The organism is Nocardioides sp. NPDC006303, from assembly GCF_040613175.1.
Lineage (GTDB): Bacteria > Actinomycetota > Actinomycetes > Propionibacteriales > Nocardioidaceae > Nocardioides.
Genome location: NZ_JBEXRR010000047.1, coordinates 1 through 17,938 on the forward strand (window position 1 = coordinate 1; position 17,938 = coordinate 17,938).

A 17,938-nucleotide genomic window follows, 5' to 3' on the forward strand; every position below is an offset into this window, starting at 1 on the left:
GAGTTCTCAAGAATCACACGCACACCGGTAGATTTCAGACATCCGTCTCAGCCAGTCCGGCGGCTATATTCGTTTTATACTGCTTTGTCCTGCTTCGTGCTGAACCTTATCAGGCTTTCTTTCGCTTTCGCAATTTCGCGCTTTCGGCGTTTCCTTGCCAGCTCCAGAACCTTTATCGGCTCCTTGCCTTTCAGACTTTAGCAGACTCACTTTCGCTTTCCCAATTCGGCGCGTTCCGCGCTTTCCCTGGTTTAGCAGCTGTGTTTCTGCCTCGTCCTGGAGGACTTTATCGGATCTCGCTTTGTTGTCCAATTCGGCGAATTCTCGCGCTTATCGGATAAAGACGACATCCACGCCGACACAGCACAAGACAATCAAACTGCGGTTCGTCACGGTCTTGATGCCTGATCCGAAGACCTGACTGAGACTCTGAACCGAGCTGAAGCTCGAGAATGTTGGCGGCCGACTCAGGGGCCGGAAACCCGCTCGAAGACTCGAACTTGCTTCCCGCCGCACCCCGGCGACCAGATGAACATTACGCCTCAGTGACGCGCTTGCCAAATCGAGGAACGCCCCAGGGAAGGCGGTCACCTTCCCTGGGGCGTTCTCGCAGGTCAGAGGCTATTTGAAGCGCACGCCGGCGAACTTCTTCTTGCCCCTGCGCAGGACGACCCAGCCCTCACCGAGCAACTCTTTTTCGCCGAGCGCCCCCTCGGCGTCCTCGACGCGGACGTTGTTGACGTACGCCCCGCCCTCGGAGATCGTCCGGCGGGCCTCCCCCTTGGAGGAGACGAGGCCGGCGGCGATGAAGAGGTCGACGTACGTCGGCAGCTCGTCACTGCGATCCAGCTCGACGGCACCGGCCTCCGTGATCGCGGCGGCCAGCGTCGTACTGCTCAGGGTGGCCAGGTCGCCGCCGCCGAAGAGCGCGGCTGCGGCCTGCTTGGCCTGCTCGGTCTCCCCGGCCCCGTGGACGAGGGTCGTCATGTGATCGGCGAGCGCCTTCTGAGCCACCCGTAGGAACGGCTTCTCCGCGTGCTGCGCCTCCAGGGTCTCGATCTCCTCGTGGGACAGGAAGGTGAAGACACGGAGCATCTCCCCCACCTTGGCGTCCTCGACGTTGAGCCAGAACTGGTGGAAGGCGTAGGGCGACATCATCGTCGGGTCGAGCCAGAGGGCGCCGCCCTCGGTCTTCCCGTACTTGGTGCCGTCGGCCTTGGTGATCAGGGGCGTGGTGAACGCATGGACGGTCTCGCCGGTGACCCGGCGGACCAGCTCGACACCGCCGGTGATGTTCCCCCACTGGTCCGAGCCGCCGAACTGCAGGCTGACCCCGTGCGTACGGAAGAGGTTCAGGTAGTCCATCGACTGCAGGAGGATGTAGGAGAACTCGGTGTAGGAGATGCCGTCCTCGAGACGCTTCTTCACCGTGTCACGGGCGAGCATCCGGTTGACCGGGAAGTGCTTGCCGATGTCACGGAGGAAGTCGATCACCGACAACGACGCCGTCCAGTCGGCGTTGTTGACCATCGTCGCGGCGGTCTCGCCCTCGAAGGAGACGAACCCCTCGATCTGGCTGCGCACCCTCCCGACCCATTCCTGGACGGTCTCCGGCGAGTTGAGGGTGCGCTCGCCCGAGTCGCGCGGGTCACCGATCATGCCGGTGGCGCCGCCGACCAGTACATAGGGCGTGTGACCGGCCCGCTGCAGGCGCATCGCCATGGTGATCTGGAGAAGGTTGCCCATGTGCAGGCTCGGCGCGGTGGGATCGAACCCGATATAGAACTTCACACTCCCGCCGGCGAGCGCTTCTCGGAGCGCGTCGCGGTCCGTCGAGTCGGCGATGAGGCCTCGCCACTCGAGGTCGTCGAGGAGTGTGGGATCGATGGACACGTGGTGCCTTTCTCGGATCGTTCTCAGATGGTGTTTCCGGGGCCCGGAACGGGCTGTCCCGGAAGCAAGGGTAGTAGGCGATACCCCCTAGAGTTGACCACTGGCGTTCGCGACGAGATTTTGAGGGGACCTGGGTGATCGCAGGGAGGTACCGGCTCGAGAGGGAGCTCGGCCGGGGAGCGATGGGAGCCGTCTGGCTGGCCACCGACGAAGTTCTGGGGCGTTCGGTCGCACTCAAACAGCTGATCGCACTCGACGGCGTATCGGATGCCGCCGTCGAACGCGAGGCGCAGCTCGCCGCACGACTTGTCCACCCGAACGTCGTCGCCGTCTTCGACCTGGTGCGCGACGACGACAAGCCCTGGCTGGTGATGGAGTACGTCGAGGGGAAGACCCTCGCTCACATGGTGCGCGACGACGGCCCGCTGCCCATCGAGGACGCAGCGAGGCTGATCGGTCAGATCGCCTCGGCCCTGCGCTCTGCCCATGCCGCCGGAATCGTCCACCGGGACGTGAAGCCCGCCAACATCGTGGTCGGCCGTGCCGAGCGCGCCAAGCTGACCGACTTCGGGATCGCGCGCGGGGTCGACTCCCAGACCACACAGACCGGGCAGGTCACCGGCTCGCCGGCGTACCTGGCTCCGGAGATCGCCACCGGTGGGCGGGCCAACCCGGCCAGCGACATGTGGTCGCTGGGGGCCACGCTCTTCCAGGCGCTGACCGGTGAGCCTCCCTACGGGATCGGCGACAACGCGCTGGCGACGCTGTATCGGGTGGTGCACGAGGACCCGCCGCGTACGCCGCTGGCCGGTCGGCTCGCGCCGCTGCTGGAGCACACGATGGCCTACGACCCCGCCGAGCGGTGGTCGGCCGAGGACGTCGTCGACTTCCTGGCCGGGCGGTTGGCGGCCGAGAAGCTGGAGCCGGTGGCGCTGCGTACGCAGACGCTCGCAGCGGTCGCGGCTCCCGCGCCTGCGCCGGCAGCGCCTTCGGGACTGGCACAGTCGACGAGCACCCCGACGCGGCGTCGTTGGTGGCCGATCGCGCTCGTCGTCGCTGCAGCGTTGGTGCTGGTGGTCGGCGGAGCGATGTGGGCCAACCGGGGCGAGGAGCCGAGTGCGAAGCCGAAGCCGGTCGCGTCCGGATCGCCGCTGTCGGAGGCGACCGACAAGGCCACCGAGGACGCAGACGAGGGGTCGGAGGAGGCCTCCGAGAAGCCGTCGCCCAGCGAGACGGCCAGCGAGTCTCCGAGCGAGAACCCCTCGGCCAGCGAGACCGCCGGCCCGACCGCCGAGGGGATCGACGCCTTCATCCGCAACTATCTCGCCACCGCGCCCGCGAACCCCGACAGTGCCTTTGGCTCGATGCTGACTCCCGCGTTCCAAGCGAGCAGCGGAGGGATCGAGGGCTACCGCGATTGGTGGGGCAGCGTCGCGAGCACCAGCGTCGTCTCGGTCTCCCCCAGCGTCGACCCGCTCAAGGTGACCTACACCTACAACTACGCGATGAAGGACGGCCGCCAGGACGGCGGCACGGTGACGTTGGGGCTCGTCTACGCCGACGGGAAGTACCTCATCAACAGCGAGGGTTGAGCGCCTAGCTCCTCAGAGGAGCTTGCCCAACGGGCCCAGGTCGATGTTGAGATCCTCCGGGGTGAGCCCGAAGTGGTCGCGCAACTCCGTCATCTTCTCGTCCAGCAGCATCAGGGTCTGCCCCAGCCGTTCGATGTCCTCTTCGCTCAGGCCTCCTGCATCCATCCGGCGGATCGCCTGGCGCTCCATCAGCTGCCGGAGCAGCTCGACGAGGGTGAGCACGAGCTGTACGAGCCCCTTCTCGACGGATTCCGGATCCGCATCGATCCGCCTGCTCAGGGCCGAGGGCAGGTCGTCTTCCGCGTCGAGGTCCAAGGGCCAGGGAGCACCGTCGTCGGGCCGCGTCACGGGCTCTCCTCCTGACAGAAGCTGAACGGGGGCCATGGGCCGGTGACCGTCACTCCGGGCCGGTTCTCGCCCCAGTCTCGAATAGCTGTCCGGGCCGCTTCCACCTGCTCGTCGGGAAGCAGGACAGACAGCCGCGCCTCCTGCGGACGGATAGACGAGAGCTTCGTGATCTCGGAGGCGTACGGAGCGAGCAGCGCCCGCAGCTCCGCGGTCTCGGCGTCATGCTGCTTCAGCTCCGCCGCGCGCCGGCGCAGATAGTCCGAACCCGTCTGCTCGTCCTTGACACGTTCGGGGACAGGTTCGGGCAGCGGGAGGTGGACGATGCATTCGCTGTGTCCCGTGACGGCGGCGATCCGGTCGGTCCACTCGCTCTCGCGCTCCGCGACGAGCTCGTCAAGCTCATCGCTGTCGCTCACGACCGTCCCGAAGCGCATCGGCAGCACGGGGACGTACGACCACAGCTGGTGGAGCGCTCGTCCGAACCCGAGCAGCTCGTGCATCGACCGCTCAGGTGGCTGCGTTCTCGGTTCGACGAAGACGGTGAGCCCGCGGGAACGGTGTGCTTGCAGCGGGGTGTCGACCGTTTCGCCTGCGCTCTCCGTGGCTGCCACGGCGTAGAGGAGCATCATGGCTGCTTCCCGGACCCGGGCAGCGAAACCGTGTGGGCCGGGGCGAGAACCAGGCGCAGGCCGAGGTAGACGAGGTCGACCCCGGCGAGCGAGAGGACGATGTCGCCGCCCACCACGACGCCGCCGTCGATCAGGCGGTCGACGAGGTCGACGAGCGAGGTCTCGTCGAATGCAGGGGAACGCTCGAGCGTCATGACACCACCCCGCTCAGGTCCTCGTCGTGCGGCTCTTCCGCAACGAAGCTGTAGGGCGGCCACGGCCCGGTCACCTCGATACGCAAGCCGGCGGTGGCGACCAGATGGTCGTGGAGCTCTTCGGCAAGGCCGAGGAATCGCTGCTCCTCGTCCCGCGCCACGAGGTAGGCGTTGTTGAGCAGCATCGGCTCGTCTCGGCCGGTGACGGCAGCGTCGAGCGGGGCGCGCACGACGCTCGCGGCCGTGCCGCGAGCCAGGGCCTCGTGGGTCTGCGTGACGGCGATCTCGCGCCGTCCGCGTTCGGTGTTGCGGGCGTCCTGTTGCGACCGGCGCCGTTCGAGGTATTCACGGCCGCTGCGCGGGGCGGGCGCCTCGGTCGGGCGTGGAGACGCGGTCGGGAAGATCTGGACTGACCACTCGACGTGTCCGGCCACGAACCGCCAGGCGTGTTCGAGGGCCCGGCGACTCGAGTCCAACGCGGCGATCAGCACCTCATCGTTCGGGTAGATCCCGGGCAGCGGCAGCGGCAGTACGTCACCGTGCTCGACCAGATGCTGGAGCACCTCGTGGTGGGCCGCGGCGACGGGCGTGACCCAACCGGTGTCCTCGCCGTGCTCCGCCCACGCGGCCTCGCCGAAGGCTGCGGCCGCCAGATCGCTGACGACCACCTCGAGATCGTGGAACGGGATGGTGCGAATGTCCGCGTTCATGATCCCGTGCTCAGGCATGGGCCGGGGCTCGTCACTTTGGATGAGTCCGTACGCATGAACAACCGCGGTCGCGTCAGCGGCGCTCACGACTCTTCTCACCTTCCACGATCTCGGCCTGGTCACCGCCGACGCTGCGCTCGAGCGCCTCGAGCCGCCGACGGAGGTCGAGCTCCTCGTCCTGCTTCTGCTGGTCCTCGAGGTTGCTGACGAACGGGTCGCCCTCCCACCAGTTGATGCCCATCTCGCGGGCCTTGTCGACGGAGGCCACCATGAGTCGCACCTTGATGGTGAGCAGCTCGATGTCGAGCAGCCGGACCTGGATGTCACCGACGATGACGATGCCCTTGTCGAGAACACGCTCGAGCACGTCGGCGAGGCTCTCCGGTGAGGACTGGGGCCGGTTGCTCACGAACATCGGTGAGCGTTGGGTCTCGGTCATCGGTCCTCCACTTGGGCTCGGACGTAGCGGTGGACACGGCGATAGCCCGTGATCTCGCCGTCCGGGTCGACGGTCACCTCGTAGGAGGCAAGAACATCGGTTGTCTCCGGGACTCGTTCCAGCTCGAGGATGTCCGCGTTGACGACCCAGCCGTCGTCGTCGCGACGGATTGCCGTCACGCCCTCGGCGGGACATCCCACGAGCGCCTCGAGCTCTTCGAGCACGTGCTCGGCGATCGAGGACAGGGTGGGTTTGCTGTGCTCACTCATGCCAGCCTCCGGCCATCAGGCGCTGCACCAGGTCTTCCTCGAGATCGGCAGCCTCCTCCTCGGTCAACAGACCCGCCTGCCGGCGAGCATCGACATCCTCGAGCGCGGCTTGGATGATGGCCGGGTCGAAGTACTGGCTCTCGGCCTCGTCCCGGATCTGCTCCGCCACCCAGACCACACCGCGCACGGGAGCGATGGGCAGGGTCAGCAGCTGAGTGATCAGGCCCATGCGAGCTCTCCCGACGAGGCAGCGTCGAGAAACGCGTACGGCGGCTGGGGGCCGACGTAGCGAAGCGACGCCAGCGGCGCCAGGTCGTCGCGCAGCGTGGTGACCGTGGCGTCGAGCTCGCTCTGCCGGTCGCGCTCGACCAGCAGGAACACCTCGGCGGCCTGCAGAGCTCCGCGGACCTCGCCGAGGGAGACGGCGCGGGCGGTCGGGGCGATCCGGTCGACGACACCGTCGCCGACCTCGGCCCGCAGCGCTTCGAGCGCGGCCGCGATGGCCTCGCCCAGGCGTACCTCCGCCGAGTGCCGGTCCTGCGGGGCGGCTCGCTGTACGTGGTCGCGCAGCGCGACGAGATCGGGGTCCCGCCGAAGCACCTCTTTGAGCGCTTCCTGCTCGATCAGGTCGACCGCGACGGTGAGCTGCAGCAGGCCGTCGAACCGTTCCAGCAACGGGCGGATCTCGTCACCGCGGCTCTCGATCAGCTCGTGGCGCACGGTGTCGTCGTCCGGCATCTCGACGCCGAACTGCATGGGCAGCACCGTCCCGAGCGCGGCCACCGCCTCGAGCGTATGAGCGTGTGCCATCAGGTCCTCGCGCAGCACGCGCGAGTCGTCGTCCACATCGCTGACGAGCACCCGAAGGCCGCCGCCGTCGATATGGCGCAGCGGACGTTTGGATCGTCCCTTTCGGTCCGTGGGGATCGTGACCGAGGCGTCCGTGACTCCGTAGACGTGGACAGGCACGGTCAGTCCTCCTTCGCCTTGGTCTGCCTGGACGACGTGCTCTTCCGAGTGCGTCGAGCCGGCTGCTTGCGAGCCTGACCTTCGTGCTCGTCGTCGTCCTTGTCGGCGTCCTTGTCGGAGTCCTCATCGTCGCTGCCGAGAATGCTCCCGAGCTTCTCCTTGGCTCCTTCGATCGCGCCGGATGTCTTCCCCTTGGCCCCGGACTCGGTCACCCCCTCGATCAGCTCCGGGATGCCGTGCGTCTGGGTGTCGGTGAGGTCCAGCCGATTCACCGCCTCGGCGAAGCGTAGGTAGGTGTCGACACTGGCGATCACGATGCGTGCGTCGATCGTCAGCAGCTCGATGCCGACGAGCGAGACGCGCACGTAGATATCGATCACCAGACCCTTGTCGAGGATCGTGTCGATGACGTCGGCGAGACTGCTCGGCGCCGGGCGGTCGAGGTACCGGTTCTGCTGGGTGATGGTCATGACTCAGTCGCTTTCTGCCGGGGTGCTGGCGGGCACGGGTTGCTCGGCCCGCTTCAGTACGTGCCTGCGGATGTAGGCCCGGTTGGCGCCGAGCGACTTCGCCAGGCCGGATTTCCCGGACCCGACGAAGTAGCCGATGCACCAGTCGAGCTGCTGCAAGGCGTCCTCGGTGGCGGTCCGATAGCGATCGACCTCCACCATGAGCTCCTCGACGTCGCGCTCGAGCTCCTGGACACGTCGTTCGTCGTTCTCGGCCATGGTCAGGATGCCTTCGTGGAGGAGCCGGAAGACGTACGCCTGCTCGTGCTCTGCTTGCTGGCGCTCTGCTTGCGCGGGCTCCGCTTGCTCGCGCTCTGCTTGCTCGCGCTCTGCTTCGTCGGGCGCCGCGTGCTCGTGGTCTTCTTGGCCGCCGGCTTATTGGCAGCGGTCTTCTTCGCAGCGGTCTTCTTGGCTGCCGGCTTCTTGGCCGCGGTCTTCTTGGCGGTCGTCTTCTTCGCCTGCGGTTTGTCACCGGACGACCCGTTCCCGGAAGACCTGTTGTTGGAAGACCCGTTGCCCGGCTTGCTGCCCGACGACGACTTCTCGGAGCTCCGGGAGCCGCTCGCCGTACGGGCCTTCGTCTTCCCGCTCTGCTCCTGACTCTTCTCCGAGCTGTTCTTCTGCCCGTTCTCCGAGCCCTCGCCGGAACCGTCGTCCACGACCTCCTTGTCGTGGATCTCGCCCGTCCACCCCTCGATCTCGTCGCGGTGGAGCAGCGTGTGGTTGGCGACATGACGCCGGAAGTGCTTCATCTCCAGGCGAACTCGACGCCCCTGGGCCCGCCAAAGGTTCCCGGTGTGCTCGAAGAGGCCCTTCGGGTGGTATTCGAGCGAGACGAGGATCCGGGTCAGGTTCGGCGCGAGCTCGTGGAAGGTGACGGCGCCGTCGACGCGTCCCTTCTCGCTCTCGCTCTTCCACACGATGTGCTCGTTCGGGACCTGGTCGAGGATGGTGGCCTTCCATGTGCGGTGGGACCAGAACACCTGGGCCTGCCAGGTGACGACCTCGTCGTCCTCCTGCGTGACGTTCTCGACCTTCTTCATGAAGGACGGGAATTCCTCGAACTGGGTCCACTGCTCGTACGCGACGTCCCGACTGACGGGTACGTCGACCGTCTCGACGATGTTGGTCACCTTGAGCTTCTTGCCGGTGGGCTGCTCGCTCTTGTTGAGACCGCCCGAGACCTTGTCAACGGTGTCCTTGACCTGAGTCGCCGTGTCCTTGACCTGGGCGGCGGTGTTCTTCACCTTGCCGACCGGAGCCGTGACTTTGTCGACGGCCGCCTTCGCCCCCGCCTTCACGGTCGAGGCACCCTTGGATCCCTTCGCCCCCTTCATCGTGGGGACACCATCGGCGAAGCCGGTCAGTCGGTCAGTGAGCCCCTCGACGCCGCTGCCCAGCTTGCTCAGGCTCCGCTTCCCGAAGGCGCGGCTGAGGCCCAGGACCTCCTTACGCAGCCGATCGACGGGGAGCTGCGACAGAAGGCCCGAGTCCTCCGTGTCGGCAGTCGCTTTCTTGCGAGTCTGTTCCGTCATGACTCAGGCACCTCCTGTCGGCGCACCTGCGCGCCGGCGTCGGGAGCTCCGCGCGCGCCGGCGCGGCATCTCCTCTTCGTCGTCCTCGTCCTGCTGGTCCGCCTCGTCCTCGGGCTCGTCCTCGTCTTCGTACTCGTCCTCGGGCTCGTCCTCGTCTTCGTACTCGTCCTCGGGCTCTTCCTCAGCCTCTTCCTCGTACTCGTCCTCGGGCTCGTCCTCGGGCTCTTCCTCAGCCTCGTCCTCAGGCTCTTCCTCGTACTCGTCCTCAGGCTCCTCACCCTCGGCCTCGTCTTCGGGTTCGTCTTCGGCTTCGGCCTCGTCTTCGTACTCGTCCTCGGGCTCCTCGTCCTCCGGAACCTCGTCGGTGTCCTCGTCGGTGTCCTGGTCGGCGTCCTCATCGGATGACGACCCGCTCAAGAGCGTGCTCCGCTCGTGCAACCGGTCGCTGAGCTTGTCGATCTGGCCCGCGGCCACGGCGACCGCGGCAGCCTTACCAGCCGTGACGAGCTTTCCGCTGACCTGCTGTCCGAGCTTCTGTACGTCCGACGAGCCGCCAAGGCTCTGCGTACCGATCTTCAGCAGCTCGATGCTGCGGTCGCGGACGGCACTGTTGCTGAGCGCCGACCCGACGATCACGGCGAGTCGAAGCTTCTTGAATCGCCCGAGCACGTACCCCGCTGCGACAGCGGTTCCCACGCGTGTGGTGACAGACATGTTGGTGCTCCCTCCTCGGGCGGCCCTCCAACCACCCTCGTACCCCCGGAGGTACCCGTCACGCCACGCGACATACCTTGCGTGTCCGAATTCGTGCCACCCACCGGGTCAGAGCGCTGGATAGTCTCCGGACATGGACGTCAGCGCGAGACAGCAGGAAGACCTGCCGGAGTCGGTGGTGATCGAGCTGCGCCGCACCGCTGCCGACCTGCTGGGGCACGTGGCGTCGTACGCCGATGACATGCTCGCCTACATCCTCGAGCGGATCCCGGAGGCGAGCGCAGATGAGGAGCTTCGTGGCCTGACGCTGGGGTCGTGCTCGTCCAACCTCGAGGCCGCGCTGTCGATGGTGCGGCACGGTATCGACGTGAGCGCGGCCTCGGCGCCGGTCACCGCGCTCGAGCATGCGCGCGCGATGGCCGGCCGTGGCTACAGCGTCGATGTGATGCTGCGCTTCTACCGGATCGGCCATGCCTACTTCAGCGAACGGATCCTCACCGGGATCAACGACTCGATGCCGGACCCGGCCCTCGCCCTGGCGGTGGTGGCACACCTGCAGCACTACGCCTTCGCCTACGTCGACCGCATCTCCAGCGAGGTCGCCGCCGAGTACGTCGCAGAGCTCGACCGGATCCAGACCCAGGCACGCGCTGCGCGGACGGATGCGGTCCGCACCCTGATCGCCGGCGGACGGATCGACCTGCGCCGCGCGGAGCGCACCCTGTCCCACCGGCTCACCGGATGGCAGACGGGCTTCGTCTGCTGGACCGACAGCGACGACGTCGATCTGGCGCGGGTGGGTGAGACGGTGGGCGCCCACTTCGGCTCACCCCATCCCCTGCTCGTCCCGGACGGCGCTCGGGCACTGTGGGGCTGGGTCTCCACGACGGGTGCACCTCGCATCGCGCCGACGGACCTCAGGCCTCTGGCCGGGAAGATCCCGGACGCGGTGCGGGTCACGCTCGGCACGCCGGCGCAGGGTGCCCCTGGCTTCCGGGACTCTCATGTCCAGGCCCAGCGCGGGCGCCGGATCATCGAGCTCGCGGGACGCGGTGCAGCAGTCACGCCGTACGCCGAGCTGGCGCTGGTGGACACGATGAGTGGCGACCTCGACCTGACCCGCGCCTTTGTCGCGGCCGAGCTCGGTGGGCTGGCGGTCACCGGGCGCCGGGAGGAGGAAGAGCGGCGGGCGTTGCTCGCGGTGCTCGACGCCCAGGGTGGCCTGGCGGCTGCGGCCGACGAGCTCGGCGTACACCGCAACACGGTGCTGCAGCGCGTACGCCGGGCCGAGGAACGACGCGGGCTTCCCGCGACCGAGCGCGTTGCCGAGCTGCATGCCGCGTTGCGTCTCGTGGGTTTGCTGGGTCCGCTCGTGCTCGCACCGGAGCCTGACCAGGTCTGATCAGCCTCTGGCCCGGATGTGCTGCGCGCACATCGACATGGGCTCGGCACCTCTCGCGGGGTGCTGCTCGCGGTTCGTACGTTTCGAGCATGTCAACTACGACGGAGCAACCCGCAGACACCCGCCACGCGCTCCCCGACCCGGGTGAGAAGGTCCCGACGATCTCCTGGCCCATCGTCGGCATCTTCTCCGGCGCGATCGCGGTCTTCGTGATCTCGACCTGGGCGGCGCTGACCGAGCGCCTTCCCGTCCCGGTGACGGTCCTGCTCAGTGCGGTGGCGATCTTCGTGCTGTTCACCGTGCTGCACGACGCCGCGCACTTCTCGATCAGCACCCACCGCTGGGTCAACGTGGCCTTCGGACGGGTCGCGATGCTCTTCGTCTCGCCGCTGATCTCGTTCAGGTCGTTCGCGTTCATCCACATCGAGCACCACCGCAACACCAACGACGACGACAACGACCCCGACCACTTCGTCAGCGGCGCTCCGTGGTGGCAGGTTCCGTTCCGGTTCCCGCTGATGGACGTGCCGTACCTGTCCTTCCTGGTGCGCAATGTTCGGCGGCGTCCGCGGGCGGAGGTGCTCGAGACGGTCTTCCTGATGAGCACGACGATCGCCGTGATCGTCGCCGCGGGCTTCACCGGACAGCTGTGGACGCTGGCGGTCCTGTATCTGATCCCCGAGCGGCTCGCGATGTTCGTGCTGGCCTGGTGGTTCGACTGGCTGCCGCACCACGACCTCGAGGACACCCAGCAGGAGAACCGCTACCGCGCCACCCGCAACCGGGTCGGCTCCGAATGGGTCCTGACTCCCCTGCTCCTCTCGCAGAACTACCACCTCGTCCACCACCTGCATCCCTCGATCCCGTTCTACCGCTACGTCGCGGCCTGGCGCCGCAACGAGGAGGCCTACCTCGAGCGGGAAGCCGCGATCGGCACCGTCTTCGGTCATCAGCTCGACGCGGACGAGTACCGCGAGTGGAAGACGCTGAACGGCAAGATGGCCCGGCTGCTTCCGGTGCGGATGCCTCGGCGATCCTCTGCTCGTGCCGCCGAGTTCCACCCGGTTCCGGTTGCCGGCGTCGACCGGCTGACCCACGACAGCGTGCTGATCCGCTTCGACGTGCCTGACGAGCTGCGCGAGAAGTTCTCCTTCGAACCCGGTCAGCACATCACCGTCCGCACCGATCTCGGCGGCGAGGGCGTACGTCGCAACTACTCGATCTGCTCCTCAGCCACCTCCGACGCCCTGGCGATCGCCGTCAAGCACATCCCGGGCGGGGCCTTCTCCACCTTCGCGATGGAACAGCTGGAGGCCGGGGACACTCTCGACCTGATGACGCCGACCGGTTCGTTCGGCACCGCGGTCGACCCGCTCGCCGCCAGGAGCTATGTGGCGATCGCCGCCGGCAGCGGAATCACCCCGGTCCTCTCGATCCTGCAGACGACGCTTGCTGTCGAGACCGAGAGTCGCTTCACCCTGATCTACGGCAACCAGGACGCGGACAGCACGATGTTCAGCGACGAGCTCGATGACCTCGAGGCGCGCTACGCCGACCGTCTCCGGATCATTCACGTACGCTCCCGCGATCCCCGGCACCCGGAACATCTGCGCGGCCGGATCGACCGGGCGAAGCTCGACCAATGGCTCGGCTCCGAAGTGGCCGTGGCATCGGTGGACGAGTGGTTCCTGTGCGGACCGATCGAGATGGTCGCCGACCTACGCGACCTGCTCCTCGAACGCGGCGCCGAGGCGGACCGGGTCCACGTCGAGCTCTTCCACGGCTACCCGAAGCCCCGGGTCGCCGACGGCTTCGCCCCGGCCACCGTCACCGTCGGCCTGCGCGGCCGACAGCACGAGGTCCCCTTGGCGGCCGGCGACACCGTTCTCGAGGCCGCGTTGAAGGCCGGGCTCGAGGCGCCGTACGCCTGCCTCGGCGGAGCCTGCGGCACCTGCACGGCGAAGGTGACGCTGGGGTCGGTCGCGATGGAGCAGAACTTCGCCCTGTCCTCTGCGGAGGTCGAGACCGGCCACGTGCTCACCTGCCAGTCCCGCCCGACCACGCCGGCGGTCACCGTCGACTACGACGACTGAGTCATGGGCAGATGTCGAGCGGGAAGGTCTCGATCGTCGCCGAGTGACCGATCGTCCGTGCACTCCCGCTAGGATCTGCCCGGGCCGTTAGCTCAGTCGGTTAGAGCAGAGGACTCATAATCCTTGGGTCGCGGGTTCGAGCCCCGCACGGCCTACCATTCATAACCGCAGGTCAAGCCATGTCGGCACGGGCATACGCGCGCCAGAGGGGCCGGAACCTGGTCCGTGTCAAGGTATGCGGATGGTTCTACCCGTCCTCATCGGCCAGAGAGTACGACTCGTTCCTGCAGGCCCTGAGCATCTTGAGTTCTTTCGTCGACTCAATACGGACGAGCAGGTGATGCGGCACGTGTCTGGCCGACCGTACTCGCCGTCCGAGACTGACGCAGAGTGGTCGCGGCGGCTAGGCCAGCGGTCGAACACGGACCGGGGTCATGGCTACTGGACTGGTTTCCTTGACGGGCGTCCCATCGGCTGGTGGGGCCTCGGTTACGACGGAGCTCGCCCGGAGGCAGGTGAGCTTGGATTCCGACTTGCCCACGAACGATGGCGCCAGGGTTACGGCGTCGAGGGAGCCCGCCTTCTGTTGCGCCACGGCTTCCTCAGCGCCCGACTTACGCATATCTGGGCGGGAACCGTGACGGCAAACGCGGCGTCCAGGGCTACGCTCGCAAGCCTCGGGTTTGCGTGCGTCGACGAACCGACACCGAGAGCTCTGACGTACGAGATCTCTCTTGGCGAGTGGCTCGAGCGAGACGATCCGCGGTCCTGACCGCGGCCACCGTCCTCGTGCTGTCGCTCAGTGGGCACGACTGACCGACGCATCCACACGCGCGACGCTCTACCAACGATCGGTGCGCTGGACCTCGTGCATGAGCTCGATCTTGCGGAAGCCGAACTGCTTGTTGATGCGCTGCATCACGTCGTTGGACGGGTCGGTCCAGGTGTGGATGCTGGTGCGTTCGGGGTGGTTTCGCTGGACGGCGGCGAGGGTGGCGACCTTGAGGGCGAGGCCCAGCTTGTGGCCGCGGTGGGCGGACTTGACGAAGGTGTCGTCCTGGATGGCCTCGTCGCTGCCGTGGGCCAGGAAGATGACCGAGTAGCCGACGAGTTCGCCGGTGAGGATCTCGCGGGCGGCGGCGGTGATGCGGTCGTAGGAGCGGGCGGTGCTCTTCTCCGCCGAGCGGATGCGGTCGGCGGTGTGGGCGACCAGGTCCTCCTGGGACTTGCCCGGCATCTCCTTGCCCATCTGGTTGCGCAGGCCGACGAACTGGGCGAGCAGGTCCTCGGGGGTCCGGTCCTCCCACATCAGGAGCTCGTAGCCGAGCACGTTGAACGGCTTGTGGGGCAGCGGTAGGTCGGCGGCGAGGTGGTCCTCGCGGCGTACGGACTTGAAGCCGAGCGCCCGCGCGAAGGCCAGGGACGACTTCGGGGGGATGGTCACCTCGGCGGTCGTAAGGGTGCGGCCGCTGGTGCGGCGTACGTCATCGGCGGCTCGCCACAGCTCGGTGCCGACCCCGCGCCAGCGGTGCACGGGGAGGACGTGGATGCCCAGCTCGACGACGTGGCTCCGCTCCTCCTCCGGGAGGTCGAGCTCGGCGATGCCGATCGTCTCGCCCTGCTCCTTCGCGGCGAGGAGTACGCGGCGGCCATGGTCGTGCGGCATGCGCACGGAGTTGGCGAGCGCCTCGAACGTGCGATGCGACGCGTAGGGTCGATCGAAGGCCATCGATGCCGCCTCCACGGCGTACCAAGCCTTCAGAGCGGTGTCATCGTGGACGTCGACGGGGGCGATCACAGACACGGGCACTATCTAACCGTGTCGGGCAAGGTCGTGGGAACTGAGGTCCCCCACCAAGCGTTGACACATCATCTGTTTCGGAGCTGGAGGGCCGGCGCCGCCAGTCGAGCGCATCGCGGGCCACCGCACTCATCGGTGAGGTCGACGGTGGCGATGACGTGCTGACCGGTCCGGCCTGACGCCACCAGTGGGACGAGGTCGTCGAGCATCAATTTGGCGCGACGGAACATCGTGAACCCGTCGCCGCCCACGTCACCCCAGGTCAGATAGACGAACCTGGCTCCACGTCTGCCCTGCACCGCGTCGCCGCGGAAGTCGAGACCCGAGTCGACCTCGAGGAGCTCGATCTCGGCCTTCCAGACCGCGCTCTTGCTGTCGCCGGGCACCAGGTCGACCGGGTGCTTTCCCCGCTGGATGCCGACATGGACGTTGTGGCACGGACCGTCGTCCAGATGCCAGGTCCGGCCTGGGAGGTTGTGGCCACGGATCTCGAGCAGCACCGTGTCATCATCCCACCGCCGTTCGCCCATGCCGCTGCCGATCAGTCGCTCAGAGCGGCCCGGGCTCGGTCGAGGGGTCGTCCGGGTCGGGGTCCGGAGGACCGGGCGTCTTGGTCGGCGTCGGAGTCGGCGTCGGAGTCGGAGTGGGCGTCGGGGTGGGCGTCGGCGTCGGCTCCTGGGACGGCGGCGGCGTGTTCGACGGCTCCGGCTCCTCGGTCGGCTCGGGGTCGGGAGCCGGCGGGACGTACGGCGCGTGGCCGGACTCGGGGGCGTCGCCGTCGAGCCAGGCCGGCGGCGGGAACTCCTCGTAGTCGAGCTCGTCGGTCAGCGTGCCCATGATCTCGACCCAGGTGTCGGCCGGGTAGTCGGCGCCGAAGAAGGTGTCGAGCCAGCCGTCGAGGGCGCCGCTGCCCTTGCCGCGGCTGTAGGAGACGGCGGTGGAGAGCTGCGGGGTGTAGCCGACGAACCAGGCCGAGGAGACCTCGTCGTTGGCGTTGGTCGCGGTGCCGGTCTTGCCCGCGGCCGGCTGGGCCACCGCGCTGGCGGCCTGGCCGGTGCCGCTGGAGACGACCTGCTGGAGGGCGTAGGAGGTGTCGGCTGCGACGTCCTCGTCCATCGCCCGCTTCCTGCCAGCGGAGTCGTCGTGCTCATAGATGACAGTGCCGTCGGCGTCAACGACCTTGGAGACGACGAACACGTTGTTGTGCATCCCGCCGTTGGCGATCGTGGCGTAGGAGTTGGCCATGTTGATCGGGCTGATGGTGGCTTTCCCGAGGGTCATCAGGAAGTCGTTGGGCTCCATGTCCGGGCCCGATCTCGTCGGGATGCCCGGGTAGGCGGGGTCGACGCGGTCGCCGCGCGGGATGCCGGAGCGTACGGCCATGTCGTAGACGTCCTTGCTGCCGTTGGGCAGCGAGTCGGACATCTCGACGAAGGCGGTGTTGATCGAGTCCTCCATCGCCTGGAGACTGCTGACGTTGGAGCCGTAGCTGTGGCCGTACGGGTCGGCGGCGCTCTGGCCGGAGTTGCGTACGTTCACGCCACCGGGGAACTCCATCGGCGAGTTGCCGTTCCAGGTGTCCTTGAGCGAGTAGCCAGCCTTCAGCGCCGCGGCGAGGGTGAACGGCTTCATCGTCGACCCGGCCATGGTGGCGCTGCTGGCGGCCCAGTTGATCTGTGAGTCGAGGTAGTCCTGACCGCCGTAGAAGCCGCGCAGCGCACCGGTCTTCACGTCGACCGTGGCCGCGCCCACGTGGAGCTCGTCCTTCTCGTTGCCCTCGTCGTAGGCCTTCTTGTCCTCAGGACGTACGTCGTCGACCGCCTGCTCAACGGTCTTCATCGTCTTCTTGGTCAGGGTGGTGGTGATGCGGAGCCCGCCGCCGTTGATCTCGTCCTCGGTGACCAGCTGGTTGCCCTGCTCGTCCTTGAGCTTGAGGAGCTCGTCGCGGACCAGCTTGAGCGCGTGACCCTTCTGGCCGCCGTAGCGGCTGTCGGAGCGCGGCTTCTTGAACTTCGGCAGCGACTCCTTGGCCTTCTCCCCCTCGGCGGCGTCGACCATGTCCAGCTTGACCATGGAGTTGATGACGTAGCGGTAGCGGCCCTCGAGCTCGGCGACCGACTCCTCGCCGTTGCTCGGGTCGAGGTCGTTGGGGTCGTTGAGGATCGCGGCGAGGGCGGCGGCCTCCTGGAGGGTGAGCTTCGCGGCCGGCTTGTCGAAGTAGGCGTTCGACGCAGCCTCGACGCCGTACGCGCCACGGCCGAAGTAGATGGTGTTGAGGTAGCCGGCGAGGATGTCCTCCTTGGACTTCTGCCGGCTGATCTTCAGCGAGATGACCGCTTCCTTCACCTTGCGGGAGTAGGTGCGCTCCTGGGTGAGGTAGAGGTTCTTGACGTACTGCTGGGTGATCGTCGAGGCGCCGGACTGGGTGCCGCCGGTGTTGTTGTTGACCACCGCACGCAGGATGCCCTTGATGTCGATGCCGCTGTTGGTCCAGAAGGTGCGGTCCTCCGCGGCGACCGCGGCGTCCTTCATCAGCTGCGGGATCTCGTCATAGGGCAGCGAGTCGCGGTCCTGGGAGTCGGCGATGTAGCGCCCGAGCTCGTCCTTGCCGCCGCGGTAGTAGACGAAGGAGGTCTCCTTCTCGTACGCGGCGTTGGCGTTGGGGATCGGGATGGCGTTGTAGGCCACGATCACACCCAGTGAACCGATCAGAGCGCCGACCAGAATCACGATGAGGAAGGCCTTCAGGACCTTCTTTCCCCGCTTCTTCTTCGGCGTCGGCGTGGGTATGTAAGGCGGATTGCCCTGCCAGCTCAAGATGTCCCCTCCCGCGGTCACAAC

The 17,938-nt window shown here is 67.3% G+C and carries 20 protein-coding genes and 1 tRNA gene; 5 read left to right on the forward strand and 16 right to left on the reverse strand.

Annotated features, from left to right (window positions below):
* Window positions 1-621: 621 nt before the first annotated feature.
* A complete protein-coding gene (gene tyrS / locus ABZY89_RS25360) occupies window positions 622-1,893 on the reverse strand; it encodes a tyrosine--tRNA ligase (RefSeq protein ID WP_355231685.1) in 1,272 nt (423 codons plus the stop codon).
* Window positions 1,894-2,027: 134 nt separating this feature from the next.
* On the opposite strand from tyrS, the gene ABZY89_RS25365 reads away from it, so the two are divergent.
* Complete coding sequence (locus ABZY89_RS25365) at window positions 2,028-3,485, forward strand: serine/threonine-protein kinase (RefSeq protein ID WP_355231687.1); 1,458 nt, start codon at window positions 2,028-2,030, stop codon at window positions 3,483-3,485.
* Window positions 3,486-3,497: 12 nt separating this feature from the next.
* Here the strand turns inward: ABZY89_RS25365 and ABZY89_RS25370 are convergent, their stop codons facing one another.
* Genes ABZY89_RS25370 through ABZY89_RS25425 form a run of 12 tightly spaced genes read right to left on the reverse strand, consistent with a single transcriptional unit; the run spans window position 3,498 to window position 9,801 of the window.
* Window positions 3,498-3,833, reverse strand: coding sequence for a gas vesicle protein K (locus tag ABZY89_RS25370; RefSeq protein ID WP_355231688.1), 336 nt, complete (start codon window positions 3,831-3,833; stop codon window positions 3,498-3,500).
* On the reverse strand, window positions 3,830-4,462 hold the full coding sequence (locus tag ABZY89_RS25375; protein WP_355231690.1) for a GvpL/GvpF family gas vesicle protein: 633 nt from the start codon (window positions 4,460-4,462) through the stop codon (window positions 3,830-3,832). The genes ABZY89_RS25370 and ABZY89_RS25375 overlap by 4 nt, the downstream gene beginning before the upstream one ends.
* Window positions 4,459-4,656, reverse strand: coding sequence for a gas vesicle protein GvpJ (gene gvpJ, locus ABZY89_RS25380; RefSeq protein ID WP_355231692.1), 198 nt, complete (start codon window positions 4,654-4,656; stop codon window positions 4,459-4,461). Before gvpJ (ABZY89_RS25380) ends, ABZY89_RS25375 begins: the two co-directional genes overlap by 4 nt.
* Complete coding sequence (locus ABZY89_RS25385) at window positions 4,653-5,489, reverse strand: GvpL/GvpF family gas vesicle protein (RefSeq protein WP_355231694.1); 837 nt, start codon at window positions 5,487-5,489, stop codon at window positions 4,653-4,655. Before ABZY89_RS25385 ends, gvpJ (ABZY89_RS25380) begins: the two co-directional genes overlap by 4 nt.
* Entirely contained in the window at window positions 5,440-5,805 is a 366-nt protein-coding gene (locus tag ABZY89_RS25390) for a gas vesicle protein (protein ID WP_355231696.1), read from the reverse strand. Before ABZY89_RS25390 ends, ABZY89_RS25385 begins: the two co-directional genes overlap by 50 nt.
* Window positions 5,802-6,074 carry a gas vesicle protein gene (locus ABZY89_RS25395; protein WP_355231697.1) on the reverse strand — a complete coding sequence of 91 codons (273 nt, stop codon included), beginning with the start codon at window positions 6,072-6,074 and terminating at the stop codon, window positions 5,802-5,804. Before ABZY89_RS25395 ends, ABZY89_RS25390 begins: the two co-directional genes overlap by 4 nt.
* Window positions 6,067-6,303 (reverse strand): gas vesicle protein GvpG, encoded by a 237-nt coding sequence (locus ABZY89_RS25400; protein WP_355231699.1) that lies wholly within the window; start codon window positions 6,301-6,303, stop codon window positions 6,067-6,069. Before ABZY89_RS25400 ends, ABZY89_RS25395 begins: the two co-directional genes overlap by 8 nt.
* Window positions 6,294-7,043: a GvpL/GvpF family gas vesicle protein gene (locus ABZY89_RS25405; RefSeq protein WP_355231701.1), complete on the reverse strand. Its 750-nt coding sequence runs from the start codon at window positions 7,041-7,043 to the stop codon at window positions 6,294-6,296. The genes ABZY89_RS25400 and ABZY89_RS25405 overlap by 10 nt, the downstream gene beginning before the upstream one ends.
* Window positions 7,044-7,045: 2 nt before the next feature.
* Window positions 7,046-7,513, reverse strand: coding sequence for a gas vesicle protein GvpJ (gene gvpJ / locus ABZY89_RS25410; RefSeq protein WP_355231703.1), 468 nt, complete (start codon window positions 7,511-7,513; stop codon window positions 7,046-7,048).
* Window positions 7,514-7,516: 3 nt separating this feature from the next.
* Entirely contained in the window at window positions 7,517-7,771 is a 255-nt protein-coding gene (locus tag ABZY89_RS25415) for a hypothetical protein (RefSeq protein WP_355231705.1), read from the reverse strand.
* A 2-nt stretch (window positions 7,772-7,773) separates the two neighbouring features.
* The gene (locus ABZY89_RS25420) at window positions 7,774-9,087 is read right to left on the reverse strand and encodes an SRPBCC family protein (protein ID WP_355231706.1); all 1,314 of its coding nucleotides are present in this window, start codon (window positions 9,085-9,087) and stop codon (window positions 7,774-7,776) included.
* A gap of 3 nt (window positions 9,088-9,090) precedes the next feature.
* Window positions 9,091-9,801, reverse strand: coding sequence for a hypothetical protein (locus tag ABZY89_RS25425; RefSeq protein ID WP_355231708.1), 711 nt, complete (start codon window positions 9,799-9,801; stop codon window positions 9,091-9,093).
* A gap of 133 nt (window positions 9,802-9,934) precedes the next feature.
* Here ABZY89_RS25425 and ABZY89_RS25430 point away from each other — a divergent pair, with 133 nt between their 5' ends.
* From ABZY89_RS25430 to ABZY89_RS25445, 4 genes are all read left to right on the forward strand, one after another.
* Window positions 9,935-11,203 carry a helix-turn-helix domain-containing protein gene (locus ABZY89_RS25430; protein WP_355231710.1) on the forward strand — a complete coding sequence of 423 codons (1,269 nt, stop codon included), beginning with the start codon at window positions 9,935-9,937 and terminating at the stop codon, window positions 11,201-11,203.
* 89 nt (window positions 11,204-11,292) lie between these two features.
* The gene (locus ABZY89_RS25435) at window positions 11,293-13,296 is read left to right on the forward strand and encodes a fatty acid desaturase (protein WP_355231712.1); all 2,004 of its coding nucleotides are present in this window, start codon (window positions 11,293-11,295) and stop codon (window positions 13,294-13,296) included.
* Between the two features lie 81 nt (window positions 13,297-13,377).
* Window positions 13,378-13,454 (forward strand) — tRNA-Ile (locus ABZY89_RS25440).
* 83 nt (window positions 13,455-13,537) lie between these two features.
* Window positions 13,538-14,068: a GNAT family N-acetyltransferase gene (locus tag ABZY89_RS25445; RefSeq protein WP_355231713.1), complete on the forward strand. Its 531-nt coding sequence runs from the start codon at window positions 13,538-13,540 to the stop codon at window positions 14,066-14,068.
* A 69-nt stretch (window positions 14,069-14,137) separates the two neighbouring features.
* Here the strand turns inward: ABZY89_RS25445 and ABZY89_RS25450 are convergent, their stop codons facing one another.
* The 3 genes from ABZY89_RS25450 to ABZY89_RS25460 form a co-directional block, all read right to left on the reverse strand.
* On the reverse strand, window positions 14,138-15,100 hold the full coding sequence (locus tag ABZY89_RS25450) for a GNAT family N-acetyltransferase (RefSeq protein ID WP_355231715.1): 963 nt from the start codon (window positions 15,098-15,100) through the stop codon (window positions 14,138-14,140).
* Window positions 15,101-15,165: 65 nt separating this feature from the next.
* Entirely contained in the window at window positions 15,166-15,597 is a 432-nt protein-coding gene (locus tag ABZY89_RS25455; protein ID WP_355231717.1) for a DUF5990 family protein, read from the reverse strand.
* Window positions 15,598-15,646: 49 nt separating this feature from the next.
* Window positions 15,647-17,914, reverse strand: a complete 2,268-nt coding sequence (locus ABZY89_RS25460) for a transglycosylase domain-containing protein (RefSeq protein ID WP_355231719.1) — start codon at window positions 17,912-17,914, stop codon at window positions 15,647-15,649.
* Between the last annotated feature and the right edge of the window lie 24 nt (window positions 17,915-17,938).

Excerpts from the sequence above, each read along its gene's own strand:
- ABZY89_RS25375 (WP_355231690.1), bottom strand. The coding sequence starts at position 4,462 with ATGATGCTCCTCTACGCCGTGGCAGCCACGGAGAGCGCAGGCGAAACG.
- gvpJ (WP_355231692.1), bottom strand. The coding sequence starts at position 4,656 with ATGACGCTCGAGCGTTCCCCTGCATTCGACGAGACCTCGCTCGTCGAC.
- ABZY89_RS25390 (WP_355231696.1), bottom strand. The coding sequence starts at position 5,805 with ATGACCGAGACCCAACGCTCACCGATGTTCGTGAGCAACCGGCCCCAG.
- ABZY89_RS25395 (WP_355231697.1), bottom strand. The coding sequence starts at position 6,074 with ATGAGTGAGCACAGCAAACCCACCCTGTCCTCGATCGCCGAGCACGTG.
- ABZY89_RS25400 (WP_355231699.1), bottom strand. The coding sequence starts at position 6,303 with ATGGGCCTGATCACTCAGCTGCTGACCCTGCCCATCGCTCCCGTGCGC.
- gvpJ (WP_355231703.1), bottom strand. The coding sequence starts at position 7,513 with ATGACCATCACCCAGCAGAACCGGTACCTCGACCGCCCGGCGCCGAGC.
- ABZY89_RS25415 (WP_355231705.1), bottom strand. The coding sequence starts at position 7,771 with ATGGCCGAGAACGACGAACGACGTGTCCAGGAGCTCGAGCGCGACGTC.
- ABZY89_RS25420 (WP_355231706.1), bottom strand. The coding sequence starts at position 9,087 with ATGACGGAACAGACTCGCAAGAAAGCGACTGCCGACACGGAGGACTCG.
- ABZY89_RS25425 (WP_355231708.1), bottom strand. The coding sequence starts at position 9,801 with ATGTCTGTCACCACACGCGTGGGAACCGCTGTCGCAGCGGGGTACGTG.
- ABZY89_RS25430 (WP_355231710.1), top strand. The coding sequence starts at position 9,935 with ATGGACGTCAGCGCGAGACAGCAGGAAGACCTGCCGGAGTCGGTGGTG.
- ABZY89_RS25435 (WP_355231712.1), top strand. The coding sequence starts at position 11,293 with ATGTCAACTACGACGGAGCAACCCGCAGACACCCGCCACGCGCTCCCC.
- ABZY89_RS25445 (WP_355231713.1), top strand. The coding sequence starts at position 13,538 with ATGGTTCTACCCGTCCTCATCGGCCAGAGAGTACGACTCGTTCCTGCA.